Origin of the sequence: Arenibaculum pallidiluteum, from assembly GCF_017355985.1 — a bacterium.
GTDB lineage: Bacteria > Pseudomonadota > Alphaproteobacteria > Azospirillales > Azospirillaceae > Arenibaculum > Arenibaculum pallidiluteum.
The window spans coordinates 271,183-285,763 of the sequence record NZ_JAFIQU010000004.1 but is presented as its reverse complement, the minus strand read 5'-3'; the positions used below and the strand labels follow the sequence as shown (position 1 = coordinate 285,763).

Below are 14,581 nucleotides of genomic sequence, written 5' to 3'. Positions count from 1 at the left end.
TTCGTATGCAGCTTGACGAGATCTCGTAAGGAGCGGGCATGGCGGACGGGCGGACGGCATCTTCCTTCGAGAGCGCACCCGACGCGGCGCTCGTGGTGGATCTCGCGAGTGGTCTGATCCTGGACGCGAACCCCGCGGCCGCCGAGCTCCTCGGCCATCCCTACGAGGCGTTGCGCGGGCGGCCCGTGATCGAGCTGCACCGCGGGCAGGAGCCCGCGCTGATCGTCTTCACCGAAGCCGTGCTCAGCAAAGGCACCTACTGGACGCGCACCCTGTCGGCTGCCCATGCAACGGGCCGTCCGCTGCGCCTGGAATATGCAGGGACGCTGATGCGGCGCGACGAGGGCGATGCCATGCTGCTGACGCTCTACGACCTCGACCAGCGGCGTCGGCGCGAGATCGACGCCGAGGGCGAGCTGTACATGCGCGACGGCATCGCCGAATGGCAGCGGGTCGAGCGCGTCTTCCGCGACATCGAGCGCGAGAACCAGCTCATCCTCCAGGCGGCGGGCGAGGGCATCTATGGTGTGAACGCGGAAGGGCGGACGACCTTCGTCAACCCCGCGGCCGAACGGATCCTGGGCTGGCCGGCCGAGGACCTGCTAGGCCGCGACATCCACTCCATCGTGCACCACCATCGCCCCGACGGGTCCGAGTACCCGGCGCACGAATGCCCGATCTACGCAGCCTTCCGCCTCGGCAAGGTGCAGCGCGTGTCGGACGAGGTCTTCTGGGGCCGAGACGGCCGCCCGATCTGGGTCGAGTACACGAGCACGCCGATCCGCGCCGGCGAAACCGTGGTGGGCGCGGTGATCGTCTTCCGCGACATCTCCCAGCGGCGCGAGGCGGACGAGCGGCTGCGCGCAGCCCTTGCCGAGGTGGACCGCCTGCGCGAGCGGCTGGAGCTCGAGAACGCCTACCTTCAGGAGGAGATCCGGCTCTCCGGCAACCACCGGGGCATCATCGGCCGCAGCGCCGCCGTCCAGAAGATCCTGCAGCAGGTGGAACTCGTGGCTCCCACCGATGCCAGCGTCCTTGTCACCGGCGAGTCCGGGACGGGCAAGGAGCTGATCGCCCGCGCGATCCACGAGGCGAGCCAGCGGTCGGGCCGGCCGCTGATCCGCGTAAACTGCGCGGCGATCCCGCGCGAGCTGTTCGAGAGCGAGTTCTTCGGGCATGCGCGCGGCGCCTTCACCGGCGCGCTGCGGGACCGGGTAGGGCGGTTCGAGCTTGCCGACGGTGGCACGCTTTTCCTGGATGAGGTCGGCGAGATCCCGCTGGACCTCCAGGGCAAGCTGCTGCGCGTGCTCCAAGAGGGGCAGTTCGAGCGCGTGGGCGAGGAGCGCACGCGCAAAGTCGACGTGCGGATCGTCGCGGCCACCAACCGCGACCTGCGGCAGGAGGTCGAGCGGGGCCGATTCCGCAGGGACCTGTACTTCCGGCTCAACGTGTTCCCGATCGAATCGCCGCCGCTGCGCGAGCGTCCCGAGGACATTCCGCTGCTGGCGGTACACTTCATGCGCGATGCCGAGCGCAAGCTGAACACCGGTGCTCTGACGCTGAGCGAGGGCGAGATGCGCAAGCTCACGGCCTATGCCTGGCCCGGAAACGTGCGCGAGCTCCAGAACCTGATCGAGCGGGCAGCGATCCTGGCGCGCCAGGGCCGCATGCGCGTCGACGTGCCGGCTTCCGCCGGCGTTATCGCGCCTGCGTCGGGCGCAGCGACGCAGATCCATCCCGCGGGTATCGAGACCGAGCAGGAACGGCGGGCGCGCGAGCGCGCGAATATCCTCGCGGCGCTAGAGGCAGCCGGGGGCAAGGTCTCGGGACCCGGCGGCGCGGCCGCGCTGCTGGGGTTGCGACCGACTACGCTCGCCTCGCGCATCAGGGCGCTGGGCATCCATGCGCCGCGCCGGGTAGCGGAGCGGCGGCCCGCGTTGGACGCCGCCGTTTGACCCTGCAGTTTGACCCTGCAGTTTGATCCTGTAGTTTGACCCTGTAGTTTGACTTGGCGCCCGGCTTGCCCCAAACCGGCTCAGGCCCATCCTGAACGAAGCCCCCATGTACCGCAGTCCATCGCGCCCGAGATCGCAGCCCTCCGACGCATCCGCACCGGCGCCACGCAACTACATCACCCCGGAGGGGCACCGCCGCATGCGCGAGGAGCTCCAGCAGCTGCTGCGGGTCGAGCGGCCGCAGGTGGTCGAGGTCGTCTCATGGGCCGCCGGCAACGGCGACCGGTCGGAGAACGGCGACTACATCTACGGCAAGAAGCGCCTGCGCGAGATCGACCGGCGCATCCGCTTCCTGACCAAGCGCCTGGAGATCGCCGAGATCGTGGACCCCGCGCAGCAGCGCAACCGGGACCGCGTCTTCTTCGGGGCGACGGTTACCTATGCCGGCGAGGACGGCGCCGAGCGGACGGTCACCATCGTCGGCGCGGACGAGGCCGACCTGGCCCGCGGTCAGGTGAGCTGGATCTCCCCCATCGCGCGGGCCCTGCACAAGGCGCAAGAAGGAGACGTTGTCGAACTGCGGACGCCTTCCGGCAGCGAGAGCATCGAGGTGGTGGAGATCCGCTATCCGTCGGAATGAGCGGCGGCCGGACCGCGCGCAGGGCGTGCGGAACCGGCGGGCCGGCGCAGCCGGATTTGTGCGCCGCGGCGACGTGAAGTATCATGGGTGGCATGCCGCTGCACGTGCGGCGCGAATTAACGGCGCAAGGGCGGCGCGACCCACATGCTGCACCAGGATGCGGGCCTGCGGCGCCAGGGTGGCTGGGCCCTCCTCTTCGCCAATTTCGGCGTGGCCCTGGCCTATGTCGGTTGGGCGGCCCTCGTCGACCTGATCTTCCGGCGGTACGGCTACTTCCCGGCGCCGCTCTGGCTGCCGGCCAGCGTTGCGCTGGTGGCGGTCGCGCTCTGGGGGCCGCGCGCCTGGCCGGGACTTGCCGCCGGCGCCTTCATCGCAAATGCGGCGCTGGTGGGGGTCGACGCCAGGGTCTCTGCCGTGGTCTCCGTGGGCAATGTCCTCGGCGCCAGCCTGGGAGTCCTGCTGTTCCGGCGTGTGACCTCCGGCGCGCCCGCCTTCTTCGGGGTGCGTGACGCCACGGCCTTCGTGGCATTCCCCGTCCTGCTCCACGCGGCGGTCGCGGCGCTGTTCGGAACCGCGGCCCTGGTTCTTTCAGGCCGCCTGGACGCATCCCCTGCCGCGTCCGACGTGTTCCTGCGGTGGTGGATGGCGGATGCGGGCGGGGTTCTGGCCCTGGCACCGGCCATCGCGCTCTGGCTGTCGGAAGCGAACCTGCTGCCGGAACGCGAGCGGCCCGGCGAGTTCGCGGTGGCCTCCGCGCTGCTGCTGATCTCGGCCGCGGCGCTGTTCCTGGATGCCGGCTTCTCGGATCTCAGCCATGCGGCGCTGCCGTGGCTGCTGCTCGTCGGCGCGGCTTGGCTCGCGGTGCGCTTCTCCGTCCGCGCGTCCTACACGCTCTTCGCGACGATGGTCGGCATCGCCCTGGTCGGCACCGTGGTCGGACGAGGCCCCTTCGGAGTCCTGCCGCACGACAAGTCGCTTTTTCACCTCGGCATCTATCTCGTGACGGGCAGCCTGCTCGTGATGCTCTGCGGCGGTCTCGCCAACGAATGGCGCCACGCCACCAAGGCGCTGGCCGACACCGTTGCCGGACTGGAGCGGCGCGTCGCCGAGGCGACCGCCGAGACACGCGAGAACGCGCGCCAGATTCTCCAGCTCCTCGAGCAGTCGCCGTTCCCGCTGGTGATGACCGTGCTCGATACCGGCATCGTCCTCTTCATCAACGAGCGCGCGGGCGAGCTCTTCGGCGTGCCGCCGCACGAGGCGCCCGGCAAGGTCGCCCCGGACTTCTGGGTCGAGCGCGGGCAGCGCGACGCCTTCGTCGAGGCGCTGAAGGCCGCCGGCCGTGCGCGGGACATGGAGGTCGTGCTGAAGGATGCCGCCGGCGAGCCCTTCACGGCGCTGATTTCCGCCATCATCACGACCTTCGACGGGCAGAGGGTTCTCGTGGTCGGGGTCGCGAACATCGAGGACCGCAGACGCACCGAGGATGCGCTGCGCGCGGCGAAGACTGCGGCCGAGCAGGCGAGCCGCGCCAAGTCGGTGTTCCTGGCGAAGATGAGCCACGAGCTGCGCACGCCGCTGAACGCGGTGATCGGCTTCAGCGAGGTCATCGCCACCGAGGCCTTCGGCAGCGTCGCGCCGAAGTACCGGGAGTACGCCGGTGACATCAACGCCAGCGGGCGCCACCTGCTGCAGCTCATAGACGAGTTGCTCGATCTCGCGCGGATCGAGGCCGGCCGAACGAAGCTGGTGGAGGAGACCGTCGCCATCGAGCCGCTGGTGCGCGAGGCCGTGCGCATGTGCCAGCAGGTCGGGAGCGCGGAGAGCCAGGTCGCCGTGCATCTCGACCTGCCCTTCGAGGAGATCCGCGCCGATGCGCGGGCACTCCGCCAGATGCTGCTGAACCTGCTGGGGAACGCGTTCAAGTTCTCGCCCGACGGTGGCCAGGTCGAGATCGCGCTGCGCTGGGACGGCACGGACGTGATGGTCGAGGTCAGCGACGAAGGGATCGGGATCCCCGAGCACCGGCTAGCCGAGGTCGGCAAGCCCTTCGTCCAGGTCGACGACGGGTACAGCAGGCGCCAGGGCGGCACGGGAATCGGCCTGTTTATCACCCGCTCGCTGGCCGAGCTGCATGGCGGCTCGCTGGAGGTCGCACGGCGCACCCCCAAGGGCACTCGCGTGACGATCCGCCTGCCGGGCTCGCGCGTGATCCGCCGCGCGCCGGCAGAAGCTGAGGGTCCGATCCCGACGGCCTGATGCCGGCGAGCGGGTCGGGGCGGGCGATATATCGGAATGGCCGCGCGGCAGGGCTGTTGTCACCGGGTCGAACAACCCGGAGGGGACCAGCCATGACCGACGGCTCCAGGAGCGACCGTGATCGAGAGGAAGAGGCGCGCAGGACGCCTGGTCGACCCGCGCAGGATGCGGATGCCGATGCCGCCGAGGATGCGGCCCCCGGCGGGGCTGGCGCATCGAGCGGAAAGGCCAATCCAGCCGAGGAGGGAAGGGGTGTCGGTAGCGGCGGCGCGCCGATCCCGGAAATCGGCGGACAGCGCCGCGATGCCGCCGCGGGACCGGGCACGGACGGGACCGTGCTGCCGGGAAACGTGTCGCGGCGGGGGGCGCCCGGACGGACCGAGCGCTGACCCCCAGGAACGCGGGCCGCGGGGGGCCCGGGGCGCAGCGCCCGGGGTCAGGCGGCCTGGCGGGGCCGGAGGGTGGCGACGCGCTGGTAGTTGCGGCGCTCCTCGATCAGCTTGTCCAGCAGGTCCTGCAGGCTCTCGCGCTGGAAATCGCTCAGGGCTCCGTCCAGCTCGACCGTCACGTGGCCGATGAAGCGGTCCAGGATCCGGGCGTGGGACGCGGCAGCGTCGACGACCTCGGGACGGATGGCGACAACCGACATGACTTCACCTCAGGGCTCGTGTTTGTGAGGTGATATTCGCGTCACGACACTTAACGCACGGTTAATATTGCGCAGTCCCTGTGCCTGTACTTCGAGTTACTACTTGTTTCTATTAGTACCTCTTTAGAGCTGAACGGTCGGAGCCGCCGGGTTGCCCAGGATGGAACGGATCCTGACTGCAACCTGCTTGGTGGCGGGACCGACGGCGACATAGTCGAAATCGATGCTCCTCGCTGCCGCGAACTCCGTGAAGGCGCGGTATTCATGGTCGCGCCAGGTGCGGTTCCCCACGTACTCGTCGAAGACGAGGATGGTGCCGGGACGCAGACGGTCCGCCAGTCCCTCCAGCACCGTCCGCGTCGACGAGTAGATGTCGCAGTCGATATTGGCGAAGCGCAGGGGAGACGGATCCGCAGCGAGGAAGGCGGGCAGCGTGTCCTCGAACCAGCCAGGATGCAGCCTTGCGCCGGGGATGACCGAAGGCAGTTCTCCCCCCGTGGTGTAGGTGCCGGCGGCCTCCTTGCCCCAGGCCTCGGGCAACCCCTCGAAGGAGTCGAAGCCGTGGACCTCCTGGCCCGCGGCAGCGGCAATCACCTCCAGGCTGGTGCCGCGGCGCACGCCGAATTCGAGGACCAGGCCGGGACCCCTCGCAAGGGACAGGGCGTGGCGGAGCAGTTCGGCGCTGACGCCGAACAGCCGCCAGCCCGCTGCCATGTGCGGCAGCAGGGCGCGCACCGCCTCGACCATGTGGCGCTGCCCCGGATGTCGCGCGAGTCCCGCGGCATAGACCGCCTCGGCCTCGCCGTCGCGGCCCAGGAGCAGGAGCAGCGCGCAGAGCTGCCCGAGATACTTGCGGTTGGCGCCGCGGCACGCTGTCGCGCGCCGCAGGCGTTCCAGGGCGCCTTCCGGCCCCTCGACCGACAGGGCGGGCCCGTGGCTCGCGAACCAGCCGGCGCCATGCTCGGGATCGAGCGCCAGCAGGCGGTCGAGAGCTTCCAGCGCCTTCGCCGGCTCGCCCAGGGCGTGGTGCGAGATCCCCTTCTCGTAGAGTAGGTCCGGATCGGCCGATCCTCCGGCCAGCCGGATCGCGTCCCGGAACCGCGCGTCGCGGCGCAGGGCCCCGGCCAACGCGGGGAGCCCCCGGGGGTGTCCCGAGGCGGCCGCGCGTTGCAGCAGCGTCACCGCGCGGAACGCATCGCCGGCCAGCAGATGGGCCCTTCCGAGGCGCAGCAGCGCGTCCAGGTCGGCGGGGTCCTGCTCCAGCGCGCGGCGCAGGTGAAGGCGCGCCTGCGCGTGCTCGCGCCGGCCGAGGCGCGCAGCGCCCAGCAGCCCCTCGACCTCGGAGCCGGCGGGAAGACATTCCAGCAGGCGCAGCGCGGCGTCGTAGCGGCCCGATCCGATCAGCGAGCGCGCTTGGGCGAGATCCCGCGCGGGCTCCTGCGTGACGGCGCTGAGGCCGCCGCCCCTCAGGCCGCGGCCCCGCAGCACTTCTTGTGCTTCTTGCCGCTTCCGCAGGGGCAGGGATCGTTCCGCCCGACTTTCGGGCCGACGACGCGCTGGCGCGGCCCCATGCTGCCTTCCACGTACCACCAGCGGCCATCCTGGCGGGCGAACCGGCTGGTCTCGTGATGGACGTAGTCCTTGCCGCCGGTGCGGAAGCGCGCGACGAACTCGACCATCCCCGCGTCATCGTCGGGACCACCGCCCTCGGTCGCGCGGATCTCAAGCCCCGTCCATTCGCTGTTGCGGGCCCAGTCGGTGACCTGGGCGCGGTCGAAGTCCTCGCCGGTACCCGGGAGCAGCGTCGATTCCAGGTAGTCGATATTGCCGACGGCGAAGGCGGAATAGCGCGAGCGCATCAGCGCCTCAGGGTTCGGCGGCACGGCCTCGCCCGACAGGAACGGGCCGCAGCAGGCACCGAATTCCTTGCCGGAGGCGCAGGGGCAGGACGACATGGGGTGATCTCTCCGGAATGTGCAGAGGCGATGGAATAGCGGGCACCGCGCCGCCGGCCAACCCCAAACCTCCGGCGCACCTGTCCGCTTTTGGTCACGGAGGTCGCAGCCTTGTCACTCCGTACCACTTTCGCGGCGGATCATCATGGGCAAAACACCCGAGGAGGGACCATGAAGAAGGCTGTAGCCGCGATGATCCGGCCCGACCCTGCCAGGGCCGTCGAGGAGACCACCCTGAGGGCGATCCGGGACCTGGAGATGTTGGCCCGGTCATGCCCGCAGGTGCGGGCCTACGAGATCCAGCACACCCTGACGCTGCTCCGCGCGTCCCTGCCCCGCTGAGGCCGGCGCGGACGCTCCGCGACGGTTGCGGCCCCGCGCTGTTGCCCGGGGACCGCAACCGTCGGGAAGAGGACATGACCGCGGCCGCGCTGAAGATCCACGAGCGCCTGTGTAGGGCCTATGGCTGCCCGATCGCCTATTTCCACGACCTCGACCCGCTCGACGAGCTGATCTCCTCGCTGCTCTCGCACCGGACCCGAAACCGCGACTCCGGGCGGGCCTTCCGGGCCCTGAAGGCGCACTACGCCGACTGGGGCGCATTGCGCGATGCGCCTGTCGAGGAGGTCCAGGCCTTGATCGCGGGGGTCACCTGGCCGGAGCAGAAGGCGCCGCGGATCCAGGCCGTTCTGCGCGGAATCGGCGAGGCGGCGGGCCGGCTGAGCCTCGATTTCCTGGAGGGCATGCCGGTCGCCGAGGCGCGCGCATGGCTGGAACGTCTGCCGGGCGTCGGGCCCAAGACCTCGGCGGCGGTCCTCAGCTTCAGCCGGCTGCGCCAGCCGGCGCTCCCGGTGGACAGCCATCATCACCGCGTCGCGGTGCGCACGGGGCTGATTCCCCCGACCCTCGCCGTCGGGCCCGCGCATGCCGCGCTGGCGGCCATGCTGCCGACGGATTGGGACGCGCAGCAGATCTACGACAACCACGAGGTCATGATGCTGCACGGGCAGCGCTGCTGCTTCTTCCGGGCGCCGGCCTGCGATCGCTGCGTGCTGCTGGATCTCTGCCCGACCGGGCGGGCACGCCTCGCGGCGCCGTCGGTCCGTGCCGCCGACGGGGTCGATCCTGCGCTGCGGGCGGTCAGGCGCGCCGAATCGCTCGGCGGCGGCAGCGCGGGCTCTTGATCCCCGGGCCTGCGGCCTATTTCCCCTTCCGGTCGCCGGCCGCGACCATCGGCATCGAGGGACTAGCGTGTCAGCGTATCAGCAGGAATTCGGCCAGGGCGAGCCTTGCCCCGGCTCCGCCGCGGACGGACCGCGCATGGGGTGGTGCTGCCTGTTTGTCCCGCCCGACGGGGATGCCGCGACCGCGCGGCGGATGAATCCCGGCACCGTCACCGTGACGACCCTCTCACGGCTCGGCCCGGCAGCGGCCGTCGCCAAGCTGCTGGAGGTGCTGGAGCGTAATCTCGGGGCCCTGTCGCTCCAGCTCGGCGTGGTCTCGGAGCAGCCGAGATGGCGCCGGCTGCTCCGCGTCAACAGCGGCCTCCTGCCGGCCTACACCCATCCGGTGGGACGTCCGCTCTATGCCGAGCCGGCGGTGCGCGCCCTGGTCGAGGAGGGGCTGGACCGGGCGGGACGGCTTGCCCGGGAGGCCGGAATCCGGGTCGGCTTCCATCCCGACCAGTATTGCGTGCTGAACAGCGCCAATCCCGTGACGCTCGCCAACTCGGTCGCCGAGATGGAATACCACACGGACATGCTCCGCATGATGGGCTTGGCGGGCGGCTGGCACCCCGGTGGAGCCCATGTGAACGTCCATGGCGGCGGCCGCGCGCCGGGGATCGAGGGATTCCTGCGGGGCTGGTCCCTGCTGTCGGAGGATGCGAAGGGGCTGGTGACGGTGGAGAACGACGAGGTTTCCTTCGGGCTCGAGGACCTGCTGCCCCTTGCCGGGACGCTGCCGATCGTCGTCGACCTCCACCATCACTGGGTCCGCTCGGGCGGCGAGTACCTGCGCCCGGGCGATCCGCGGCTCGATGCGGTGCGGGCGTCGTGGCGCGGCGTAAGGCCGGTGGCCCATGTCAGCGTGTCGCGCGAGGATCTGCTGCCGGACTGGGACCCGTCGGCCCTGCCGGACTATGCGCAGCTGGCGGCGCGAGGCCTGACGGCACGCGACCTGCGCGCCCATTCCGATCGCATGTGGAACCATGCGCTGAACGCCCTGGTGGCCAGCCACCTGTCCTGGGCCGACTTCGAGGTCGAGGCGAAGGCCAAGAACCTCGCGGTCGACGACCTGGAGAAGGATGTGCTGCGCCTGGGCGCGCTGCCCGCCGCGGCCTGAGCGGGCGCGAGCCTCAAGCCGCTCCAGGGTTCCTCCGGGGTGAGCCTAGTCCTTCTTCTTCGCGGGCTTGCGGCCGCCCTCGATGACCTGGAGCGCGGGGCGGGTGCTGCCGTCCCCGGCGCGGTTCGTGGCGGCGGTGCGCAGCCAGTCCGGCGTCTGCACGGGCCGGCGCAGGGTCCCCTTATCGGTCTCCACCGGGATCGGCAGGAGCGCGCCGAAGAACTCCGGCAGGTAGAGCGATCCGACCAGGACGAGGCCGGTCTTGCGCTCGCGCTGGAAGACGAGGCCGCGCGCCGGCGCCATGGGATCGTCGTAGCCGGCAATGCCGCGGAACAGCTCGATCAGTGTCGGGTCCAGCGTGTAGGACTCATCCGAACCCTCGAAGCTGCCGGCATCCTTGAAGGTGCTACGCCAGTCGACCCAGGGATCGGGGACCAAGCGGAAGTCCTCGCCGAAGATGATCTCCTCGGAGGGGGACGTCGCCTCCCACCACGCCAGCACGCCCGGCGCCTTTTCGTCCTGGGATGCGACCGAGGCGCCTTCGTCGGTGACGTGCAGCAGGCCCGGCTTCATCCAGCCCGGGATTTCGAGGCCCTGCACCGAAAGCTCCTCGCCCGCCGCGCCGTAGAGGGGCGGGGGCACCGGCATGCGGCAGGCGTCGACGACGCCGTCGGGAAGCAGGAAGCTGCCTGGGCGCGAGGCGTGTCCGGCCTTGTCGTAGATCGCCGCCAGGGACTCGCCGTTGCACGCGATCAGGAGCACGCCGCCATCGGGATGGGGCTCGACCCGATACCCCAGCAGGTGCGGCACGTCGAGATTCTCGCCGGTCAGCGGCGAGAGCAGCGGGATGTATCGTGCAGTGACGGCGGCCTCGAACCGGACCGGCCGCTTCGGGCGCCTGAACAAGTCGGTGTGTTCCCTGGACCGAGTTGAAGGGCGCCTACACTAGCGGGGCGGGGGCGGGGCGGCAAGCCGCGGTGCCGCCGGATCGTCCTCGCCGTCGGCCGGCGCCTCGCCGGCGAGCAGTGCGAGCCGGGCGAGCTCGAGCACCGCCGCGCGGGTCCGCGCGCCGGCGGTGAAGCGGGCGTGGTGCACGAACAGCGCGCCATCGACGCCTGTCGCTTCCTCCAGCTCCGCATCGCGCAGCCCGGCCCAGGGCGCGGGCAGGGGAAGCCGCTGGGCGAAGGCGCCGGGCTCGGGCCGGACACAATCCAGGCGCCATCGTCCGGCCTTGTCAGGGTACACCACGAGCAGGGCCGGCAGACCGGCCTCGAAGACGGCGCGTTCCCACGGCATGTTGCCGGGCAGCTCGATCAGCCGCGGATCCGGACTCCGCGCCGCGGCCTCCAGCACGGCGTCCCGCGCTTTCAGTTCGGACAGGAGATGAAGCGCCCGCCGGCGCAGCACCCCCTCGGCGAGGTCGGCGGCGGCCAGGAAAGCGGCGTCCTCGTCGGCGCCGGTTTCGTCCCACCGAGGATTCATCTCATCGACAAGGCTGGCGAGGGCCAGCGGGTCCACCTGCCCGATGCCGTTGTCGACGCGGTCGACCGGAAGGAACACCGTCCGATCCATAAGGCTCCAGAGCTCCTCGATCCAGGGGCGGGCCTCCTCGCCGACCACGGTTGCGAGCGCTCGGCGGCCGAAGTCGCGCCAGATCAGCCCGGCCGAGCTGTAGGGGGTGCCATCGGCCCGTCGCGGCCCATCCGACATGTGATGGTCGTAGCGGCCGCGCGCGGGGTCGTAGATCCCGCCGACATCGAACACGATTTCGGCACCGGCGATCACGGCGGCGTCGCGGGACCGTGCGAAGCGCGGCGGGCCGAGTCCCGGCTCGGCCAGGCGAAGCACGGCGAAGCCGGTCACCTCGTCGGCATGGAAGGTCCCGGAATGGGTCAGGGCGCGCAGGGGCATCACGTGATGAGTCGTCACGTGATGAATGGATTGCTCGCGCGCTCGGCCCCAATGGTCGAGGCGGGGCCGTGGCCCGGTAGGAAGGTCACGTCGTCGCCGAGCGGCAGCAGCTTCTGCCGGATCGAGCGGATCAGCGCCGCATGATCGCCGCCGGGCAGGTCGGTGCGACCCACCGATCCGCGGAACAGCACGTCGCCCACCAGGGCGAAGCGGCGCTCGGGCTGGACGAAGACGACATGCCCCGGCGTGTGGCCGGGACAATGGAGTACGTCGAAGCCGATCTCGCCGACCGTGACCCTGTCGCCCTCTTCGAGCCAGCGGTCCGGGACGAAGCTCCGTGCGGCCGGCACCCCGAACATCAAGGCCTGCTGCGCCACGGCCTCGATCAGGAAGGCATCGGCGCGTTGGGGCCCTTCGACCGGCAGGCCCAGCCGGTCCACCAGGTCGGCCACGCCTCCCACATGGTCGAGGTGCCCGTGCGTCAGCAGGATCTTCTCGGGCTCGACGTCCTGGGCCTCCACAGCCCGCAGGATCCGGTCGGCCTCGCCGCCGGGATCGATGATGGCGGCCTTCCGCGTCGCCTCGCACCAGAGGAGCGTGCAGTTCTGCTGGAAGGGCGTGACGGGGATGATGATCGTCTTCATGGCGCCATGGCGCTGCCTCGGAATGCCCGGCGACCTTAGCGCCGGGCCGCCGCGTCGGTCCACCCGGAACGGCGCCGGGCCTTCCGGCGGGGCTGCGCTGGACCACCGACGCCTTTGCCCCGCGAAGGTGGGTCAGGGCACTCTTTCGGGTCTTGGGCCTTGCCGCGGGGATCCCGACGCGCTATCCGGATCCCACGGCCCGGCCAGCGGGGACTACCTGCCGGGACAACCTGCGCGGCTCTCCGGCCCCTCGGGGACGACGCGGGGACAACGCATGAGGGCGCTTCCATCGCGCCCGACCTTCAGGAGGGAGCATGGACACCGAGTCGGTTCGGAACGCCTATCGTCGCTACGCAAAGATCTACGACGTCGTCTTCGGCGGCGTCTTCGCCTCCGGCCGGCAGGCGGCCGTGAAGCACATCAACAAGCGCGGCGGTCTGCGGATCCTGGAGGTCGGCGTCGGCACTGGGCTGTCGCTGCCGAAGTACCGCAAGGACAACCGCGTGGTCGGGATCGACCTGTCGCGGGACATGCTGGAGGTCGCACGCAAGCGGGTGGACGAGCTGAAGCTCCCCAACGTCGAGGCGCTGCTGGAGATGGACGCCGAGAACCTGGAGTTCCCGGACGCGAGCTTCGACGTGGTCGTGGCCATGTTCGTGATGACGGTCGTGCCGAACGTCCCCCGCGCCATGGCGGAGCTGGAGCGCGTGTGCAAGCCCGGCGGCGACATCCTGATCGTGAACCACTTCGCCACGACCGAGCCGGGTCTGCGCCGCACCATCGAGCGCAAGATGGCGCCCTTCTCAAAGAGCCTGGGCTGGCGCCCGGACTTCTCGCTGGATTCGCTGCTTTCGAGCTCACGGGTGCAGGTGCAGGCGATCCATACGGTTCCCCCCTTCGGCCTGTTCAGCCTGCTCGAATGCCGCTCACCCGGCATCGCCGGCGCCACCGCCGGCGGCGCCCTGCACGCGCCGCCTGCCGGGCCCTGATCTGACGCCCTGATCCAAGCGCCCTGACCTGACGGGTCGCCCGCGCGGCGGGGCCGCCGTCCCGATGATGCGATGCCCGGTCCGCCGCGAAGCGGGACCCGGGCATCGCGCTTGCGGCAATGCGCGTCCCGCGCCGGGAAAGACCGCGAAAAACGGCGATCGATGCAGTATCTAAGGGCGGACGCCATGCGGCCACCCAGCTCGAGAACACGCCGACAGTGCAGAACTCCACCTCTTCAAGGCTCTCCATCGCGCCCATGATGGACTGGACGGACCGGCACTGCCGGTACTTCCATCGGCTCATCACCGGACGGACGCTTCTCTACACGGAGATGGTGACCACGGGCGCGGTGCGCTTCGGCGACCGCGAGCGCCTGCTCGGCTTCTCGCCGGAGGAGCAGCCCCTCGCGCTGCAGCTCGGCGGGTCCGATCCCGAGGCGCTCGCCGAGTCCGCCCGGATCGGCGCCGACTGGGGCTATGCGGAGATCAACCTGAACGTCGGCTGCCCCAGCGACCGGGTGCAGTCGGGCCGCTTCGGCGCATGCCTGATGGCCGAACCGGACCTGGTTGCGCGCTGCATCGAGGCGATGATGCGCGCCGTGCCCGTGCCGGTCAGCGTCAAGTCGCGCATCGCCATCGACGAGATGGAGGAATGGCCGACGCTGGAGCATTTCGTGCGCACGGTCTCCGCCACCGGCTGCACGCGCTTCGTCGTCCATGCCCGCAAGGCCTGGCTGAAGGGGCTCAGCCCGAAGGAGAACAGGGACGTTCCGCCGCTGCGCTACGAGCTTGTGCACCGCCTGAAGGCCGAGTTTCCGCAGCTCGATGTGTCGATCAACGGCGGCATCCGAACTCTCGACACGGCGGTGGAGCATCTCCGCCATGTCGACGGCGTGATGATCGGCAGGGCCGCCTACGAGGATCCCTGGATGCTGGCTGAGGCCGACAGCCGGATCCACGGCGTCGGGGGGCCGGCTTCCGACCGCCACGGCGTCGTGCTGGCCATGATCCCCTATGTGGAGCGCATGCGTGCTCGCGGCGTGCCGCTCTCGGCGATCACGCGGCACATGCTCGGCCTGTTCAATGGCCTGCCCGGAGCGCGCAGCTGGCGGCGCACGCTGAGCGAGCGGGCACCGCGCCCCGAAGTGGGGCCGGAGGTGCTGCTGGCGGCCTTGGAGGCGGTTCCGCCGGCACTGGCGGCCTGACGCCGCACGGCCCGGCGGGCCGGGCTTCAGG

The 14,581-nt window shown here is 70.7% G+C and carries 14 protein-coding genes; 8 read left to right on the top strand and 6 right to left on the bottom strand.

Annotated features, from left to right (window positions below; genetic code table 11):
- Positions 1 to 38: 38 nt before the first annotated feature.
- The 3 genes from JUB13_RS11340 to JUB13_RS11330 all read left to right on the top strand — a co-directional run bounded on the left by JUB13_RS11340 (position 39) and on the right by JUB13_RS11330 (position 4,854).
- Positions 39 to 1,955, top strand: coding sequence for a sigma 54-interacting transcriptional regulator (locus JUB13_RS11340; RefSeq protein ID WP_207478908.1), 1,917 nt, complete (start codon positions 39 to 41; stop codon positions 1,953 to 1,955).
- Positions 1,956 to 2,061: 106 nt separating this feature from the next.
- Positions 2,062 to 2,595, top strand: coding sequence for a transcription elongation factor GreB (gene greB, locus JUB13_RS11335; RefSeq protein ID WP_207478907.1), 534 nt, complete (start codon positions 2,062 to 2,064; stop codon positions 2,593 to 2,595).
- Between the two features lie 144 nt (positions 2,596 to 2,739).
- Positions 2,740 to 4,854 (top strand): sensor histidine kinase, encoded by a 2,115-nt coding sequence (locus tag JUB13_RS11330; RefSeq protein WP_207478906.1) that lies wholly within the window; start codon positions 2,740 to 2,742, stop codon positions 4,852 to 4,854.
- Between the two features lie 436 nt (positions 4,855 to 5,290).
- Here JUB13_RS11330 and JUB13_RS11325 read toward each other — a convergent pair whose 3' ends face one another.
- The 3 genes from JUB13_RS11325 to JUB13_RS11315 form a co-directional block, all read right to left on the bottom strand.
- Complete coding sequence (locus JUB13_RS11325) at positions 5,291 to 5,503, bottom strand: hypothetical protein (protein WP_207478905.1); 213 nt, start codon at positions 5,501 to 5,503, stop codon at positions 5,291 to 5,293.
- Positions 5,504 to 5,626: 123 nt separating this feature from the next.
- The gene (locus JUB13_RS11320; RefSeq protein ID WP_328702923.1) at positions 5,627 to 6,991 is read right to left on the bottom strand and encodes a TylF/MycF/NovP-related O-methyltransferase; all 1,365 of its coding nucleotides are present in this window, start codon (positions 6,989 to 6,991) and stop codon (positions 5,627 to 5,629) included.
- Complete coding sequence (locus JUB13_RS11315; protein WP_207478904.1) at positions 6,970 to 7,458, bottom strand: YchJ family protein; 489 nt, start codon at positions 7,456 to 7,458, stop codon at positions 6,970 to 6,972. The genes JUB13_RS11320 and JUB13_RS11315 overlap by 22 nt, the downstream gene beginning before the upstream one ends.
- Positions 7,459 to 7,629: 171 nt before the next feature.
- On the opposite strand from JUB13_RS11315, the gene JUB13_RS11310 reads away from it, so the two are divergent.
- The 3 genes from JUB13_RS11310 (at position 7,630) to JUB13_RS11300 (ending at position 9,801) form a co-directional block, all read left to right on the top strand.
- Positions 7,630 to 7,800 carry a hypothetical protein gene (locus JUB13_RS11310; protein WP_207478903.1) on the top strand — a complete coding sequence of 57 codons (171 nt, stop codon included), beginning with the start codon at positions 7,630 to 7,632 and terminating at the stop codon, positions 7,798 to 7,800.
- A gap of 74 nt (positions 7,801 to 7,874) precedes the next feature.
- The gene (locus JUB13_RS11305) at positions 7,875 to 8,642 is read left to right on the top strand and encodes an endonuclease III domain-containing protein (protein ID WP_207478902.1); all 768 of its coding nucleotides are present in this window, start codon (positions 7,875 to 7,877) and stop codon (positions 8,640 to 8,642) included.
- Between the two features lie 67 nt (positions 8,643 to 8,709).
- Positions 8,710 to 9,801, top strand: a complete 1,092-nt coding sequence (locus JUB13_RS11300; protein WP_328702922.1) for an apurinic/apyrimidinic endonuclease family protein — start codon at positions 8,710 to 8,712, stop codon at positions 9,799 to 9,801.
- 45 nt (positions 9,802 to 9,846) lie between these two features.
- Here the strand turns inward: JUB13_RS11300 and JUB13_RS11295 are convergent, their stop codons facing one another.
- The 3 genes from JUB13_RS11295 to JUB13_RS11285 are packed head-to-tail and all read right to left on the bottom strand — an operon-like array spanning position 9,847 to position 12,356.
- A complete protein-coding gene (locus tag JUB13_RS11295) occupies positions 9,847 to 10,707 on the bottom strand; it encodes a hypothetical protein (RefSeq protein ID WP_207478901.1) in 861 nt (286 codons plus the stop codon).
- A 39-nt stretch (positions 10,708 to 10,746) separates the two neighbouring features.
- Complete coding sequence (locus JUB13_RS11290) at positions 10,747 to 11,730, bottom strand: MYG1 family protein (RefSeq protein ID WP_328702921.1); 984 nt, start codon at positions 11,728 to 11,730, stop codon at positions 10,747 to 10,749.
- On the bottom strand, positions 11,727 to 12,356 hold the full coding sequence (locus JUB13_RS11285) for an MBL fold metallo-hydrolase (protein WP_207478900.1): 630 nt from the start codon (positions 12,354 to 12,356) through the stop codon (positions 11,727 to 11,729). Before JUB13_RS11285 ends, JUB13_RS11290 begins: the two co-directional genes overlap by 4 nt.
- Positions 12,357 to 12,670: 314 nt before the next feature.
- On the opposite strand from JUB13_RS11285, the gene JUB13_RS11280 reads away from it, so the two are divergent.
- Both JUB13_RS11280 and dusA read left to right on the top strand, forming a co-directional pair.
- The gene (locus tag JUB13_RS11280; protein WP_207478899.1) at positions 12,671 to 13,345 is read left to right on the top strand and encodes a class I SAM-dependent methyltransferase; all 675 of its coding nucleotides are present in this window, start codon (positions 12,671 to 12,673) and stop codon (positions 13,343 to 13,345) included.
- A 218-nt stretch (positions 13,346 to 13,563) separates the two neighbouring features.
- Complete coding sequence (gene dusA / locus JUB13_RS11275) at positions 13,564 to 14,550, top strand: tRNA dihydrouridine(20/20a) synthase DusA (RefSeq protein ID WP_328702920.1); 987 nt, start codon at positions 13,564 to 13,566, stop codon at positions 14,548 to 14,550.
- Positions 14,551 to 14,581: the final 31 nt, after the last annotated feature.

Bases quoted from the DNA above. Each gene is read 5' to 3' on its own strand.
- JUB13_RS11340 (WP_207478908.1), top strand. From the start codon at position 39: ATGGCGGACGGGCGGACGGCATCTTCCTTCGAGAGCGCACCCGACGCG.
- greB (WP_207478907.1), top strand. From the start codon at position 2,062: ATGTACCGCAGTCCATCGCGCCCGAGATCGCAGCCCTCCGACGCATCC.
- JUB13_RS11330 (WP_207478906.1), top strand. From the start codon at position 2,740: ATGCTGCACCAGGATGCGGGCCTGCGGCGCCAGGGTGGCTGGGCCCTC.
- JUB13_RS11325 (WP_207478905.1), bottom strand. From the start codon at position 5,503: ATGTCGGTTGTCGCCATCCGTCCCGAGGTCGTCGACGCTGCCGCGTCC.
- JUB13_RS11315 (WP_207478904.1), bottom strand. From the start codon at position 7,458: ATGTCGTCCTGCCCCTGCGCCTCCGGCAAGGAATTCGGTGCCTGCTGC.
- JUB13_RS11310 (WP_207478903.1), top strand. From the start codon at position 7,630: ATGAAGAAGGCTGTAGCCGCGATGATCCGGCCCGACCCTGCCAGGGCC.
- JUB13_RS11305 (WP_207478902.1), top strand. From the start codon at position 7,875: ATGACCGCGGCCGCGCTGAAGATCCACGAGCGCCTGTGTAGGGCCTAT.
- JUB13_RS11285 (WP_207478900.1), bottom strand. From the start codon at position 12,356: ATGAAGACGATCATCATCCCCGTCACGCCCTTCCAGCAGAACTGCACG.
- JUB13_RS11280 (WP_207478899.1), top strand. From the start codon at position 12,671: ATGGACACCGAGTCGGTTCGGAACGCCTATCGTCGCTACGCAAAGATC.